The organism is Pseudomonas sp. SMV71 (genome assembly GCF_052042015.1).
In the GTDB taxonomy this organism is placed as follows: domain Bacteria; phylum Pseudomonadota; class Gammaproteobacteria; order Pseudomonadales; family Pseudomonadaceae; genus Aquipseudomonas.
The window spans coordinates 29561-43972 of record NZ_JBKGGU010000010.1 but is presented as its reverse complement, the minus strand read 5'-3'; the positions used below and the strand labels follow the sequence as shown (position 1 = coordinate 43972).

Annotated in this window: 13 protein-coding genes and 1 pseudogene; 4 read left to right on the top strand and 10 right to left on the bottom strand. The window is 59.5% G+C overall.

Annotated elements, in window-relative coordinates:
* Window positions 1-10: 10 nt before the first annotated feature.
* Both ACLEJQ_RS12095 and ACLEJQ_RS12090 read left to right on the top strand, forming a co-directional pair.
* Window positions 11-577: a CsiV family protein gene (locus ACLEJQ_RS12095; RefSeq protein ID WP_440795217.1), complete on the top strand. Its 567-nt coding sequence runs from the start codon at window positions 11-13 to the stop codon at window positions 575-577.
* Window positions 578-588: 11 nt separating this feature from the next.
* Complete coding sequence (locus ACLEJQ_RS12090; RefSeq protein WP_440795215.1) at window positions 589-3282, top strand: SNF2-related protein; 2694 nt, start codon at window positions 589-591, stop codon at window positions 3280-3282.
* Window positions 3283-3491: 209 nt separating this feature from the next.
* Here the strand turns inward: ACLEJQ_RS12090 and ACLEJQ_RS12085 are convergent.
* From ACLEJQ_RS12085 to psrA, 5 genes and pseudogenes are all read right to left on the bottom strand, one after another.
* A pseudogene (locus ACLEJQ_RS12085) lies at window positions 3492-4874 on the bottom strand (DEAD/DEAH box helicase); the annotation flags it as partial.
* 85 nt (window positions 4875-4959) lie between these two features.
* Window positions 4960-5220, bottom strand: a complete 261-nt coding sequence (locus ACLEJQ_RS12080) for a hypothetical protein (RefSeq protein WP_440795213.1) — start codon at window positions 5218-5220, stop codon at window positions 4960-4962.
* Between the two features lie 48 nt (window positions 5221-5268).
* On the bottom strand, window positions 5269-5709 hold the full coding sequence (locus tag ACLEJQ_RS12075) for an SWIM zinc finger family protein (RefSeq protein WP_440795211.1): 441 nt from the start codon (window positions 5707-5709) through the stop codon (window positions 5269-5271).
* A gap of 42 nt (window positions 5710-5751) precedes the next feature.
* Complete coding sequence (gene nagZ / locus ACLEJQ_RS12070) at window positions 5752-6750, bottom strand: beta-N-acetylhexosaminidase (protein ID WP_440795528.1); 999 nt, start codon at window positions 6748-6750, stop codon at window positions 5752-5754.
* Between the two features lie 183 nt (window positions 6751-6933).
* Window positions 6934-7641, bottom strand: a complete 708-nt coding sequence (psrA, locus tag ACLEJQ_RS12065) for a transcriptional regulator PsrA (RefSeq protein ID WP_440795209.1) — start codon at window positions 7639-7641, stop codon at window positions 6934-6936.
* A gap of 240 nt (window positions 7642-7881) precedes the next feature.
* Here psrA and lexA point away from each other — a divergent pair, with 240 nt between their 5' ends.
* Window positions 7882-8490 carry a transcriptional repressor LexA gene (gene lexA / locus ACLEJQ_RS12060; protein ID WP_440795207.1) on the top strand — a complete coding sequence of 203 codons (609 nt, stop codon included), beginning with the start codon at window positions 7882-7884 and terminating at the stop codon, window positions 8488-8490.
* 10 nt (window positions 8491-8500) lie between these two features.
* Window positions 8501-8974 carry an SOS-induced cell division inhibitor SulA gene (gene sulA / locus ACLEJQ_RS12055; RefSeq protein WP_440795206.1) on the top strand — a complete coding sequence of 158 codons (474 nt, stop codon included), beginning with the start codon at window positions 8501-8503 and terminating at the stop codon, window positions 8972-8974.
* A 69-nt stretch (window positions 8975-9043) separates the two neighbouring features.
* Here sulA and ACLEJQ_RS12050 read toward each other — a convergent pair whose 3' ends face one another.
* From ACLEJQ_RS12050 to fadA, 5 genes are all read right to left on the bottom strand, one after another.
* Window positions 9044-9277 carry a hypothetical protein gene (locus tag ACLEJQ_RS12050; protein WP_047227208.1) on the bottom strand — a complete coding sequence of 78 codons (234 nt, stop codon included), beginning with the start codon at window positions 9275-9277 and terminating at the stop codon, window positions 9044-9046.
* Window positions 9278-9382: 105 nt separating this feature from the next.
* The gene (locus ACLEJQ_RS12045; RefSeq protein ID WP_440795203.1) at window positions 9383-9907 is read right to left on the bottom strand and encodes a DUF6586 family protein; all 525 of its coding nucleotides are present in this window, start codon (window positions 9905-9907) and stop codon (window positions 9383-9385) included.
* Between the two features lie 243 nt (window positions 9908-10150).
* A complete protein-coding gene (gene topA / locus ACLEJQ_RS12040) occupies window positions 10151-12763 on the bottom strand; it encodes a type I DNA topoisomerase (RefSeq protein ID WP_440795201.1) in 2613 nt (870 codons plus the stop codon).
* Between the two features lie 115 nt (window positions 12764-12878).
* Window positions 12879-13115 carry a DUF1653 domain-containing protein gene (locus ACLEJQ_RS12035; protein WP_440795199.1) on the bottom strand — a complete coding sequence of 79 codons (237 nt, stop codon included), beginning with the start codon at window positions 13113-13115 and terminating at the stop codon, window positions 12879-12881.
* 107 nt (window positions 13116-13222) lie between these two features.
* Window positions 13223-14398 (bottom strand): acetyl-CoA C-acyltransferase FadA, encoded by a 1176-nt coding sequence (gene fadA / locus ACLEJQ_RS12030; protein WP_440795197.1) that lies wholly within the window; start codon window positions 14396-14398, stop codon window positions 13223-13225.
* Between the last annotated feature and the right edge of the window lie 14 nt (window positions 14399-14412).

The window sequence follows — 14412 nt, the reverse complement described above, 5'->3', positions numbered from 1 at the left end:
AGGACGCCACATGCGCCTGTTTCGCTCACTGACCTTGTTGATGACCCTGGTCGCTCCCCTGGCGTTTGCCGACGACCTGTATCAGGTTGAAATGATCCTGGTGCGCCAGAACGCCGAACCGGCAATCATCAGCCGCGCCGCGCCGGAAGACTGGGACGCCGGGGCGCAACGCCTGGGCGCGGACAGCCAGCGCACGCCGGCGCTGGGCAACATCGTCGAAAAACTCAACGCCAGCGGCCAATACACAGTGTTGATGCATAAGGCCTGGCAACAGCACCTGGGCGAACAGGGGAGCAAGGTCGCCGTCAGCGACGGTGCCGAACAATTCGGTCAGTTTCCCATCGAGGGCACTCTTGAACTGAAGCTGGGCCGCTTCACCGACGTGGACGCCGATTTCTGGATCAACCAGATCGACGCCAACGGCCTGGTCACCGCCAGCGAGCGCCTCAAACAACAGAGCCATACCAAGAACGGGCAACTGAACTTCCTCGACAACGGCCACCTCGGCCTGCTGATCAAGATCACCTCCCTGACTGCGCCCGCGCCACGGCAGGCGCCTGACGTCATTCCGGACTGATCGGCGCGCCTATGCCCTCGCCCCTGAGCAAACCGCTGGCACCTTCCTGGGTCAATCGATTCAAGGAACAGAGCCTGGAGCGCGGGCGCCGTTATGCGTTGGAAAGTCGCGTGCGGATCGTCGAGGCCGGCGACAGCACCATTACCGCCAGCTGCGAAGGCTCTGGCGGCAGCATCTACCGTCAGACCATTCGTCTCAAAGAGTCAGCCAAAGGGACATTGATCCTGCTTGAAGCTGCTTGCTCCTGTCCGGTGCGCATCAACTGCAAGCACTGCGCGGCGGTGCTGCTGCAAGTCCAGGAAACCCTCGCCTACCCGGCCGCCGAGAAAGACGCGCAGTTGCTGGAGAAGCTCCAGGCGGTGTTGGACAACCGCAGCCCCAAGGCCCCGCCGCAAGTGCTGGTGGACAATGTGCAACCGCTGCCACGCCTATGGCTGGCGAGCATCGAATTCAGCGCCTTCGAGCCACGCAACGGCAAGATGCAACGCTACATCCAGCACCGCGCCGCCCTATCCTTCAGCTACCTGGACGAATACGTCAGCGGTCAGCGCAACACCGACGTGCTGATTCGCCAGGAAACCCAGACACTGCGGATAAAACGCCACACCGATGTGGAACAGTCCTACCGCGAACAGCTGCGAATCCTCGGCTTCAAGGTTGCCACCCGGCAGAGCAAGGCGTTGCCCGAAAGCGCCGGCGAACTGTACGAGATGGTCAACGACAGCGCCTGGCTGACCTTCACCCTCAACGATCTGCCGAAATTGCGCGACCAGGGCTGGGAATTACAGATCGACGAGGATTTCGGCTTCGACCTGACCGCCGTCGACGACTGGTACGCCACGGTGGAAGAAGCCCCGGAGCGTGACTGGTTCGACCTGGAGCTAGGGATCATCGTCAACGGCGAGCGCTTGAGCCTGTTGCCGATCCTGCTGAATCTGATGCGTTCGCACATCGAACTGTTCAATCCGGAGCGCCTCGCCAGGCGCCGCGATGACGAGCTCATCCTGGTCAACCTGCCCAATCGGCCAAACTCCGAGTTCGGTCCGCAGCAAGTTGCGCTGCCCTATGGCCGGCTGAAACCGGTGCTGGCGACCCTCGGCGAGTTTTACCTGCAAGAACCCGGCACCACCAAACTGCGCCTCAACAACGCGGACGCCTTACGGCTGAACCCGCTGCAAGACATGCCATTGAGTTGGGAAGGCGGCGAACACATTCGCGGCCTGGCCCAGCGCCTGCGGGATATCAAGGATTACATCTGCACCGCGCCCGAAGGCTTGAACGCGACGCTACGGCCTTATCAACTCGAAGGCCTGAGCTGGATGCAATCACTGCGTCAGCTGGAAGTCGGCGGCATCCTCGCGGACGACATGGGCCTGGGCAAGACCCTACAGACCCTGGCGCATATTCTTAGCGAAAAAAACGCCGGGCGCCTCGACCGGCCATGCATGGTGGTGATGCCCACCAGCCTGATTCCCAACTGGCTCGACGAAGCGAGCCATTTCACCCCGCAACTCAAGGTATTGGCACTGTACGGCGCCGGGCGCAAGAAACATTTCGCGCGCCTGGCCGAATACGACCTGATCCTCACCACCTATGCGCTGCTGCCCAAGGATGTCGAGCGCCTGAAAGCGCAACCGTTGCATGTGTTGATTCTCGATGAGGCCCAGTACATCAAGAACCCCACCAGCAAAGCCGCCCAGGCCGCTCGTGAGCTCGACGCCCGGCAGCGCCTGTGCCTGTCCGGTACGCCGCTGGAAAATCACTTGGGCGAGCTGTGGTCGCTGTTCCACTTCCTGTTGCCGGGCTGGCTCGGGGACGTGAAGAGTTTCAATCGTGATTACCGGGTGCCGATCGAAAAGCGTGGCAGCGACGTCAGATTGCAGCACCTTAACGGTCGGATAAAACCTTTCCTGCTACGCAGGACCAAGGAGCAGGTCGCGACGGAGCTGCCGCCCAAGACCGAGATCATCCATTGGGTCGAACTCAGCGATGCCCAGCGGGATGTCTACGAAACCATGCGGCTTGCGATGGACAAGAAGGTCCGCGACGAGATCACCCGCAAAGGTGTGGCCCGCAGCCAGATCATCATCCTCGAAGCGCTGCTCAAGCTGCGCCAGGTGTGTTGCGACCTACGCCTGATCAACGACGCCACCCTGCCCACCCGAGGCAGCACCTCGGGCAAACTCGACAGCCTGATGGAAATGCTTGATGAGCTGTTTGAAGAAGGTCGCCGGGTACTGCTGTTTTCCCAGTTCACCTCGATGCTGGCCCTGATTGAGAGTGAACTGAAGAAACGCGGCGTCGACTATGCCATCCTGACCGGCCAGACCCGCGACCGTCGTACGCCGGTGAAAGAATTCCAGAGCGGCAAGCGTCAGATCTTTCTGATCAGCCTGAAGGCCGGTGGCGTTGGACTGAACCTGACAGAAGCCGACACGGTGATCCATTACGACCCATGGTGGAACCCCGCGACCGAAAACCAGGCCACCGACCGCGCTTATCGCATCGGCCAGGAAAAACCGGTGTTCGTCTACAAACTGATTGCCCGCGGTACGGTGGAAGAGAAGATTCAGTTGCTGCAAAAGGAAAAGTCCGACCTTGCGGCGGGCGTCCTGGACGGACGCGTGGCCGGAGACTGGAAGTTGCAGAGCGAGGACATAGAGGCACTGTTTGCGCCACTGCCGGAGAAGCTGGAGAAGCGCTAACCCATGCCGCCGCTCCTTGTGGGAGCCGAGCTTGCTCGCGATAGCGGTGGGTCAGCGAATGGAAATATTGACCGCACCGCCATCATCGCGAGCAGGCTCGCTCCCACACTGCTTCGAGGCAGCCGAAGAACCGGTGCCCACCGCTCCCCTGTGGGAGCGAGCCTGCTCGCGATGGCGTACTCTCAGGCAATCGAAGAGTCGAATGAGCCTCAGGCCCTGGGCAACGGCGCAAACAGCGCTTCGATGTCACTCTGCTCAAGCTTCCATCCGCCTGTCGTTCCGCCATCCAACACACTGCCCGCCAACGCAGCCTTGTCCTCCTGGAGAAGCTGTATCTTCTCCTCTACCGTACCGCGGGCAATCAGTTTATAGACGAACACCGGCTTGTTTTGCCCGATTCGGTACGCACGGTCGGTGGCCTGATTTTCCACTGCCGGGTTCCACCACGGGTCGAAATGGATCACCGTATCGGCGGCCGTCAGGTTGAGACCCGTACCGCCCGCCTTCAGGCTGATCAAGAACAGCGACACCTTGCCACTTTGGAAATCCCTCACCGGCGTGCGACGGTCCGTGGCAGAGCCGGTCAGCAAGGAATAGTCGAGGCTGCGCTTTTTCAACTCATCCTCAATCAAGGCAAGCATCGAAGTGAACTGGGAAAACAGCAAAACCTTGCGCCCTTCACTGAGGAGTTCTTCGAGCATCTCCATCAAGCTAGTCAGTTTTGCGCTGCCCGAGCGTAGCGCTTTGTCTGTCTGCGTCGTGTTGAGCAATCGCAGGTCGCAACAGGCCTGGCGCAATTTGAGCAATGCATCGAGAATAATGATCTGGCTGCCAGCCACGCCGCTGCGGGCAATCTCATCGCGCACCTTCTTGTCCATCGCGATGCGCACGGTCTCATAGACATCCCGCTGCCCTTCGCTGAGATCGACCCAATGCACGATTTCAGTCTTAGGTGGCAATTCTGTAGCGACCTGCTCCTTCCTACGCCGCAACAGAAAAGGTTTGATTCGCGCCGTCAGGTGATGCATGCGCTCACGGTTACCGTGCTTTTCGATCGGTGTCCGATAGTCCCGGTTGAAGGCCTTGCCGTCACCCAGCCAACCGGGCAACAGGAAATGAAACAGCGACCAAAGTTCACCCAGGTGATTTTCCAGCGGGGTACCTGACAGGCACAGGCGCTGCCGGGCGTTAAGTTCACGAGCAGCCTGGGCCGCCTTGCTGGCAGGATTCTTGATGTTCTGCGCCTCATCAAGGATCAACACACTCCACGCCTGAGGCTTTAGCGCTTCCAGATCCCGTGGCAACAAGGCATAAGTCGTCAGTACCAGATCGTACTGTGCCAGGTTGCTGAAATCTTTTTGCCGGCCAGCACCGTGAAGCGCCATGACCTTGAGCTGTGGCGTGAAACGCGCAGCTTCGTCGAGCCAGTTGGGAATCAGACTGGTGGGCATGACCGCCAGCGCCGGCAGATCCAGACGTCCAGCCTGTTTCTCGTAAAGCAGGTGGGCCAGGGTCTGCAAGGTTTTGCCCAGGCCCATGTCATCACCCAGGATGCCGCCGACCTCCAGCTCACGCAGGTTTTGCATCCAGTTCGGATTCGCAGGGTCTCTGTCCCTGACAAGACCAATATCTCGGTGGCTGCGTCATCGTCCGCAACGTGACCGTCGTAAGTGAAAATCAACACAGCGCGATGTCGCTTTTTGGGGGGCCAGCGATCAGAGGCTGCGGCAGGTGAAATTCAAGGAACAAGCGAGAGGACTTTAATGCAAGTGCAAGCACCTCGGCGCCATGACGCCCCTGCAAGAGAAAACTGTTCTGGCTATGATGATGCTGACTGCTGACCAGCGACTGACCGATCTGTTTGTCGGTATCGGACATGTAATCCGGAAAGCGAATCAACATCTCAGTCAGTTGACCGAACGCTTTAAGGTCCTTCAAGGAGCCGTCGTCGAGCTGACGCCCCTTGAACAGTTCAAGTTTCCACTTTCAGGAATGTACTTTCTGGAGTTTGTAGAAGAGCCGGACATCGGTTGTCCCGGCGGCTACCGACTCGGGACCTGGAGCAGGAATATGCGAGATCCAGGCTTCAAGTTCGGTACTCAGGCGCTCACCGGCAGAACCGGTCTGCAGTGCTTGCGGATTACCCAGGAGATGGAACATGACGGCAGCACAGTGCTTGCAGTTGGAGCCGACCGGGCATGAGCATTCGTAATGAACACTGTCGTAGCCCCGATAACGAGTGAGCTTGATGACTTGCTGATAGGTGTTGTCGCCACTGCCCTGGCATTCAGTGAGAATCGCTCGCTCTTCTACCCGCAGTATCCGGATGTCATTTCTCTCGGCGTAGTCGAATCCGCGCTCAAGATCACGGGGACCAAACTCCTCCATCCAGTCAGTCTCGAGAAGCTCTTCAATTGAATGCGTCATGGAGTGCCACCGTAGAGAATGTAGACAGCCACCTCCAAGTCCTTAATCGATCAGTTGAGCTGCTTTCAGCGCCCCAATTGCCTCCAGCCAACGCGGATCCTGACGATACTCAGTGCTGGCAAATGCCTGACCGCGCATCCGTGCAATCCGCGCCGAAGGCTTGACCTTCAAGCGCTGGGCAGCGCTCAAGGCCAACTCTGCGGCGGCGCGGTCGTTGCACACCAGGCCCATGTCGCAACCGGCCGTCAAGGCTGCCTCGATCCGACTGGCCGCGTCGCCCACAACATGGGCACCGGCCATGGACAGGTCATCACTGAAGATCACGCCGTCGAACTGCAACTCGCCTCGCAGGATATCCTGCAACCAGCGCCGGGAAAATCCGGCTGGGTGGGCGTCGACCTGTGGGTAAATGACATGGGCCGGCATCACCGCCGCCAGTTGCTTGCTCAGGCGGGCAAAGGGTACCAGGTCGTTGGCCCGGATCTGCTCGAGACTGCGCTCATCATTCGGAATGGCCACATGGGAATCGGCCTCGGCCCAGCCATGCCCAGGGAAATGCTTGCCAGTAGCTGCCATCCCGGCAGCCTTCATGCCTCGGATGAACGCTCCGGCCAACAGTGCGGCGCGCTCAGGATCGCGTTCAAAGGACCGGCTGCCGACGACAGCACTGCGTTGATAATCCAGGTCCAGCACCGGCGCGAAACTCAAGTCCAGGCCGACCGCCAGCACCTCGGTGGCCATGATCCAGCCACACTGCTCGGCCAGGTATTCGGCGTTCGGGTTATCGGCGATCGCCCGCATTGCCGGCAGTCGCACAAAGCCTTGGCGCAGTCGCTGGACCCGGCCGCCTTCCTGATCGACCGCTAATAAAAGATCTGGCCGGATGGCCCGGATCGAGGCACTCAGCTCACGAACCTGGCGCGGATGCTCGATATTGCGGGCAAAAATGATCAGGCCGCCCACTTCAGGCTGGCGCAACAGGTGGCGATCCTCGGCCGTCAGCCAGGTACCGGCGACGTCCACCATCAACGAGCCTTGCAGGCCAGCAGTCATATCATTTCCTTAATAACGAAGAACCCGTGCGGCAAGACAGAGATGCCCTTGTCGCCCAGCGCAGTGATTGGCAGGTCGCGATCATGTAGCGAATAATCAAACGGGTTCGAGACGAAAGTCGGCATGGGCGGCTAGCTTAGCGGATGTTAGCCGCCACGCCCACTCGGCTGCTCAAACCTTGGCGGGAACCGGAGCGGATTTACTGCGTGGACGCAGTTGCGCGGCCGCCATGGCCTCATCGGTAACACCGCTTTCGGCGCGCATGCCGGCAGCCAGGAATGGCACCATCAGGCGCATCACCTGCTCGATCGAAGTGTTTACCCCGAAGTCGGTCTCAGCGATGGCTCGCAACGCCTTGATGCCGGACATGCTGAAGGCCGCAGCGCCGAGCATGAAATGCACGCGCCAGAACAATTCGATAGGGGGAATACGTGGGGCCGCTTCGTTGACCAGCTGCATGTAGCGACGGAACACCTTGCCGTACATGTCCTCCAGGTAACGCCGCAGGTGGCCCTGGCTCTGACTGAACGCGAGCCCCAGCAGACGCATGAAAATGGACAGGTCATTGCCACTGCGTGGCTGTACGACGAGGGCTTGTTCGACGAGGATTTCCAGCAACTCTTCGAGGGTCGGCTTGACGTCGGGCTTGGCCTGGCGCCTTTCCAGCTCGCGGTCGAGGCTGATACAGAAAGGCCCGAGGAACCGCGAGAAAACCGCCTGGATCAGCGCTTTTTTCGAACCGAAGTGATAGTTCACCGCCGCCAGGTTCACCCCGGCCTTGCTGGTGATCAAACGCAACGAGGTTTCAGCGAAACCTTTCTCCGCGAACAACTGCTCGGCAGCATCGAGAATGCGTTCAACGGTTTCCGACTGGGCCATGGGTACTCCGCCTGACAAACACTTGTTTGAAACATACGTTTCAGCCCTGGGGTTGTCAAGCCTGCCGGGACGTTTTGCGAACGCCCGGTCAGCTATTTAACCACACCTTTTCGCCCGCTGTGACGATGTCAAGCCAAGCGAGCGCTCGACCGTCCGGCGGCGTACCAAAAAAGGAGGATTGCCAAGCGGCGCCCACTGTATATAATCCCAGTCACTGTATAAAAAGACAGAGCGATCAATATGCTAAAGCTGACGCCACGCCAAGCAGAGATTCTGGCCTTCATCAAACGTTGCCTCGAAGACAATGGCTACCCGCCAACCCGTGCGGAAATCGCTCAGGAACTGGGGTTCAAGTCGCCCAACGCGGCTGAAGAGCACCTAAAAGCGCTGGCCCGCAAGGGGGCTATCGAAATGACCCCGGGCGCCTCACGAGGCATTCGCATACCCGGCTTCGAAGCCAAGGCCGACGAGACCACCTTGCCGATCATCGGCCGGGTTGCAGCCGGCGCCCCGATCCTGGCCCAGCAGCATGTCGAGGAATCCTGCAACATCAACCCTTCGTTCTTTCATCCACGAGCTGACTACCTGCTTCGTGTACACGGCATGAGCATGAAGGACATCGGCATTTTCGATGGTGACCTGCTGGCCGTGCACACCACCCGTGAAGCTCGCAACGGCCAGGTCGTAGTGGCCCGCATCGGTGACGAAGTGACCGTCAAACGCTTCAAGCGCGACGGCAGCAAAGTCTGGTTGATCGCCGAGAACCCGGAATTCGCTCCCATCGAAGTCAACCTGAAAGATCAGGAACTGGTCATCGAAGGCTTGAGCGTCGGCGTCATTCGCCGCTAAAGGAGGCTTTATGCAGTTCCCTCACACTCCGCAACACACACAACTTCCGCTGTTCGAGGCATTCATGGCCCAACCGCTGGTTCCAGTTCTGAAGGAAGTCATCGAGTCGCCCTGGGGCGTCGAGCCCGAGGCTTTCAGTGAACTGTCGTTACGTGGCGCGGCTGGGAACTGCCTGAACCTGCTGGCACCGGTTCTGCGCGAGCTGAGCCAGGATCAGGATGCCCGCTGGCTGACGCTTATCGCGCCACCGGCCAGCGTAACCCAAGCCTGGCTGCGAGACGCCGGTCTGAACCGCGAACGCATTCTGCTGTTGCAACCCCGAGGCACTCAAAGCGCCCAACAATTGACCTGCGAGGCGCTACGCCTGGGTCGAAGCCATACCGTGGTCAGTTGGCTCAACCCCTTGACCGCCAGCGCACGGCAGCAACTGATCAGCGCCGCTCGCACCGGAGACGCACAAAGTTTGAATATTCGATTGGGCTAAGACACGCGCGGGGCTTCTCCAGGACAGAGAAGCCGATAAGATTTGACTCGCTGAAACCTACAGACAGGATCAATGCAGAACCCGCGGGCCCTCTTCCTTGTTGAATTCGCCTTCAACCAGGCGGCCAGCCATCTGAACGCCTACGCTCAGCATCGCCTTGGCAACCTCGACATGCTGGCCTTGAAGGAACGCCTTGGCGTCTTCAGAGAAGTTCAAGGTGACCAGAGAACCTTCGTCTTCGGCCCTGCGCAGCTCGATGCGGCCATCAGGAAGTTCGACGATTTCTAGAAAGGACGTTGGCATAAAAGTCTGTTCTCCACGAAAGGCGAGGATTATATAGTCATCGGCCAGGCTTCGCTCGGTATCTTGACCAGCGTTATCAACAAACAGAACGAGTCGAAGGAAAATTCAGCACTCGTTCAACCCTTCGCGAAAGCGTATTGCCAAGCTCTTGAGGCTCTGGCGCCAGCTCTCCAGCTCCTCCCGGCTCAGTTCCTCTTCAGGTTCTGGCTCATCCAGGTTAACCGCCACGATCAGCGGCTGGGTCACGTCGCCCTTGGGCTTGTGCGGTGCCCTGGGCGGTTGGTACAGCGCCGCATGGGCAGCCAGGAGCTTTGCCAGCCAGGTTTCCGGGTTATGAGCCAATTCGACCATTTCAGCCAATTCAGGGATGGCGATGCTTTGCAGCACGTCCCGCGTCAACAATAGCTCGGCCCGCGGCGCATTGGCTTGAGGCAGGCGATAAAAGCCAGCAATTTCATGGCATAGCCCCAACAACGCGCCGTAGAGATGAAACAGCACGGCCTCGCGCCCCGCCTGGAGCAACGCCGGGGAGTTCATTGCGCGCCCATCTTCAGCCCTCGTCAGTGCTTCAAGCGACAGGCCGGCGAAATAGATTTTCTGGTTGGTGCGGGTATAGAGTTCGTGGGCCATCGCGGCATTCTCCCAACGACATGAAAGCTTCACGCAAGGGCGACAGTGTCGTGGATCAACCAAGACCACTGCAAGCCAAATACAGTCAAGGATCAAGCGATACCCTGTGGGAGCGAGCCTGCTCGCGATAGCGCGCAACAATCAGCATCAATGTTGCCTGATTCACCGCTATCGCGAGCAGGCTCGCTCCCACAGCTGTTTGCTTGACTGATCGGCACAGGGGAAGCCCCCTGCCTCCACCAATCAGCGCTTATCTTCAACCTTCCATTTGCCGCCGTCGTAGAAGGCCTTCCAGCCAGTCGGCTTGCCATCGACTTCGGTCTGCACGTACTGCTCCTTGGTCTTGCGGCTGTAGCGAATCACCGCTGGACGGCCTTCCGGGTCTTTCTGCGGCGCTTCGCAGAGGAAATGGTACTTCGGATCGATCTCATCCTTGTGCGGCACGATCTCCATCACCAATGGCGCGCGGGTCTCGCGGTTTTTCGGGAATTGACTGGCCGCCAGGAACAGCCCGGAAGCGCCGTCGCGCAGGATGTAGGTATCGTCGACCTTTTCGCATTTAAGCTCCGGCATTTTCACCGGGTCCATCTTCGGCGGTGCCGCGTCCCCGCTCTTGAGCAACTTGCGGGTGTTCTTGCAGGTCGGGTTGGTACAACCGAAGAACTTGCCGAAACGGCCAGTCTTGAGCTGCATCTCGCTACCACATTTATCGCACTCCAGGCTCGGCCCTTCGTAGCCCTTGATGCGGTAGCTGCCCTCTTCGATTTCGTAGCCGGCGCAGTCCGGGTTGTTACCGCAGATATGCAGCTTGCGCTTTTCATCCAACAGATAAGCGTCCATAGCGGTGCTGCAGATCGGGCAGCGATGTTTGCCACGCAACACCAGCGATTCCGATTCGCCCTCGTCGTCCGCAGCGATTTCGTCGCCCGGCACCAGATTGACGGTCGCCTTGCAGCGCTCCTTGGGTGGCAGGCTGTAGCCGGAGCAACCCAGGAAAACCCCAGTAGAAGCGGTACGAATCTGCATCGGTCGTCCGCAAGTCTGGCACGGGATGTCGGTCATCACCGGCTGGTTGGCGCGCATGCCACTGTCAGGGCTTTCCGCCACCTCAAGTTTTTTCTTGAAGTCGCCGTAGAACTCATCAAGGACATTTTTCCAGTCGCGCTCGCCCTGGGCCACATCATCGAGGTTCTCTTCCATGCCAGCGGTGAAGCCGTAGTCCATCAGGTTCGAGAAGCTTTCGGACAGACGCTCGGTAACGATGTCACCCATCTTTTCCGAGTAGAAACGACGGTTGTGCAGGGCCACATAACCACGATCCTGAATCGTGGAGATGATCGCGGCGTAGGTCGAAGGACGACCGATACCGCGTTTTTCCATTTCCTTGACCAGACTGGCTTCGGAATAACGTGCCGGAGGTTTGGTGAAGTGCTGCGTCGGATCAAGCTTGATCAGCTTCATCACATCGCCCTGGGCCATGTCCGGCAGGACATCGTCATCCCCAGGCTTGGCGATTTGTGGCAGGACGCGGGTGTAACCATCGAATTTCAGGATACGGCCCTTGGCACGCAACTCGAAATCGCCGGCACCGACGCTGACCGTGGTCGACAGGTACTGCGCAGGCAACATCTGGCACGCCAGGAACTGGCGCCAGATCAGCTCGTAGAGGCGCTCGGCGTCACGCTCCATGCCCGACAGCTTGCTCGGTTCGGTGTTGGCGTCTGACGGACGAATCGCTTCGTGAGCCTCTTGTGCGCCTTCCTTGCTGCTGTAGACATTGGGTGTGTCCGGCAGGTACTTCTTGCCGAATTCGCTTTCAATATAAGTGCGCGCCATCGCCACGGCATCGGCCGAGAGGTTGGTCGAGTCGGTACGCATATAAGTGATGTAGCCGGCTTCGTACAGACGCTGGGCCATCATCATGGTTTTCTTCACACCAAAGCCCAGGCGGTTACTGGCAGCCTGTTGCAGCGTGGAGGTGATGAACGGTGCCGACGGCTTGCTGCTGGTCGGCTTGTCTTCGCGCTTGACGATGCTGTAGCTGGAAGCCTTGAGCTTCTCCAGCGCGGCCATGGCCTGGGCTTCGTTGAGCGGCTTGAAGGCCTCGCCTTTCTCGCGGGCGACCTCGAAACGCACGGTAGCGCCCTTGGCAGTGCCGAGGTCGGCGTGGACTTCCCAGTACTCTTCAGGGATGAACGCACGGATCTCCCGCTCGCGCTCCACCACCAGTTTCACCGCGACCGACTGCACCCGCCCGGCCGACAGGCCACGGGCGATCTTGGCCCACAGCAGTGGCGAGACCATGTAGCCCACCACGCGGTCCAGAAAACGACGTGCCTGCTGGGCGTTGACGCGATGGATGTCCAGCTCGCCCGGCTCGGAGAAGGCTTCCTGGATGGCTTTCTTGGTGATCTCGTTGAACACCACACGCTTGTAGCGGCTGTCATCGCCACCGATGGCTTCGCGCAGGTGCCAGGCAATGGCTTCCCCTTCGCGGTCCAAGTCCGTCGCGAGATAGATGGTGTCGGCGTCCTTGGCGAGCCGACGCAGTTCTTCAATGACCTTTTCCTTGCCCGGGAGAATCTCGTACTTGGCTTTCCAACCATGTTCCGGATCCACTCCCATGCGCGAGACCAGCTGCTTGCGCGCCTTCTCCTTGGGCGACAGCGCCGGGGCTTCGCCCGCAGCCGCCTTGCCGCGCTTGGCGGCCGGCTCCTTGCTGGCGCTAGCCGAACCGCTGGTGGGCAGGTCTCGGATATGGCCGATACTCGACTTCACCACGTATTGGTTGCCCAGATACTTGTTGATGGTCTTGGCCTTAGCCGGGGATTCCACAATGACCAGCGATTTGCCCATGGATCAGAAAATTCCTGAATTCTAAAAAGTGAAAGGCGGTTGGCGCCTGACGCGGCACCGCTATATATAGTGGCTGCAAGGTGAGGTCAAGCGCAGGGTCACCCGCGTGCCGACTTCAAGACCTGGAAAAAATGCTCGTCTCGGCCTGCACCAAAGCAAAGCGTGGGACCTGTTCGCCGTCAACCTCGACGGACTCCTGAAACATGCTCAAGGGACGCACCCAAAAGCCGTAATCACCATACAGGGCTTGATAGAAGACCACTTCTTCCTCGGTTTCGGAATGCCGCGCGACGCTGAATACGCGGTACTGCGGCCCCTTGTAATGCTGGTAGAGCCCAGGTTGTATCGGCATGTTCTGGCCCTCACTGAAATCTTTTCAAAATGAAAACAAAATTTTTTTACTGAACCCGGAAAAACAAAAACCGGGGCGCTTGGCCCCGGCTTCCATCAACGCAACGCTTAGACGCGTTCGAAGACAGTGGCGATGCCTTGGCCGAGACCAATGCACATGGTGGACACGCCAAAAGTGCCGCCGTTCTGTTTCATGACGTTGAGCAGCGTGCCGGAGATGCGCGCACCGGAGCAACCGAACGGGTGACCCAGGGCGATCGCGCCGCCGTGCAGGTTAACCTTCTCGTTCATCTTGTCGAGCACTTTCAGATCTTTCAGCACCGGCAGGGCCTGTGCGGCGAAAGCTTCGTTGAGCTCGAAGAAGTCGATGTCCGAGATGCTCAGGCCCGCACGCTTCAGGGCTTTCTGAGTGGCTGGTACCGGACCATAGCCCATGATCGCCGGGTCCACACCCGCCACGGCCATGGAACGGATCACCGCCATCGGCTGGATGCCCAGATCCTGCGCGCGCTGGGCCGACATCACGATCATGCACGAGGCACCATCGGTGATCTGCGACGAAGTACCGGCGGTCACGGTGCCGCCCTTCGGGTTGAAGGCCGGCTTGAGGGTCGCCAGGCTTTCCAGGGTAGTTTCCGGACGAATGGTCTCGTCGTAGTCGAACAGCTTCAGGAAGCCATTCTCGTCATAGCCCTGCATCGGGATGATCTCGTCCTTGAACTTGCCTTCCACGGTCGCCTTGTGGGCGAGCTGGTGGGAACGCACGCCGAAGGCGTCCTGCTGCTCGCGGGTGATGCCGTGCATCTTGCCGAGCATTTCCGCAGTCAGGCCCATCATGCCCGAGGCTTTTGCCGCGTACAGCGACATGTGCGGGTTCGGATCGACGCCATGCATCATGCTTACGTGACCCATGTGCTCGACGCCACCGACGACGAACACGTCACCGTTACCGGTCATGATCGCCTGGGCAGCGGTGTGCAGCGCGCTCATGGACGAACCGCACAGGCGGCTGACGGTCTGGCCGGCCGAGGTGTGAGGGATCTGGGTCATCAGCGAAGCCATGCGGGCGATGTTCCAGCCCTGCTCCAGGGTCTGGTTCACACAACCCCAGATCACATCCTCGACTTCGTTCGGGTCGACCTTGACGTTGCGTTCCAGCAGTTTGCTGATCAGGTGCGCCGACATGTCTTCGGCACGGGTGTTGCGGTGCATGCCGCCCTTGGAGCGGCCCATCGGGGTACGACCGAAGTCGACAATCACGACGTCTCTAGGATTCAAGCTCATAAATGTTCTCTCGC

Coding starts and splice junctions, on each gene's coding strand:
- sulA (WP_440795206.1), top strand. CDS start 8,501: ATGCAGTTCCCTCACACTCCGCAACACACACAACTTCCGCTGTTCGAG.
- psrA (WP_440795209.1), bottom strand. CDS start 7,641: ATGGCCCAGTCGGAAACCGTTGAACGCATTCTCGATGCTGCCGAGCAG.
- ACLEJQ_RS12045 (WP_440795203.1), bottom strand. CDS start 9,907: ATGGCCCACGAACTCTATACCCGCACCAACCAGAAAATCTATTTCGCC.
- fadA (WP_440795197.1), bottom strand. CDS start 14,398: ATGAGCTTGAATCCTAGAGACGTCGTGATTGTCGACTTCGGTCGTACC.
- topA (WP_440795201.1), bottom strand. CDS start 12,763: ATGGGCAAATCGCTGGTCATTGTGGAATCCCCGGCTAAGGCCAAGACC.
- ACLEJQ_RS12075 (WP_440795211.1), bottom strand. CDS start 5,709: ATGACGCATTCAATTGAAGAGCTTCTCGAGACTGACTGGATGGAGGAG.
- ACLEJQ_RS12090 (WP_440795215.1), top strand. CDS start 589: ATGCCCTCGCCCCTGAGCAAACCGCTGGCACCTTCCTGGGTCAATCGA.
- ACLEJQ_RS12050 (WP_047227208.1), bottom strand. CDS start 9,277: ATGCCAACGTCCTTTCTAGAAATCGTCGAACTTCCTGATGGCCGCATC.
- lexA (WP_440795207.1), top strand. CDS start 7,882: ATGCTAAAGCTGACGCCACGCCAAGCAGAGATTCTGGCCTTCATCAAA.
- ACLEJQ_RS12035 (WP_440795199.1), bottom strand. CDS start 13,115: ATGCCGATACAACCTGGGCTCTACCAGCATTACAAGGGGCCGCAGTAC.
- ACLEJQ_RS12095 (WP_440795217.1), top strand. CDS start 11: ATGCGCCTGTTTCGCTCACTGACCTTGTTGATGACCCTGGTCGCTCCC.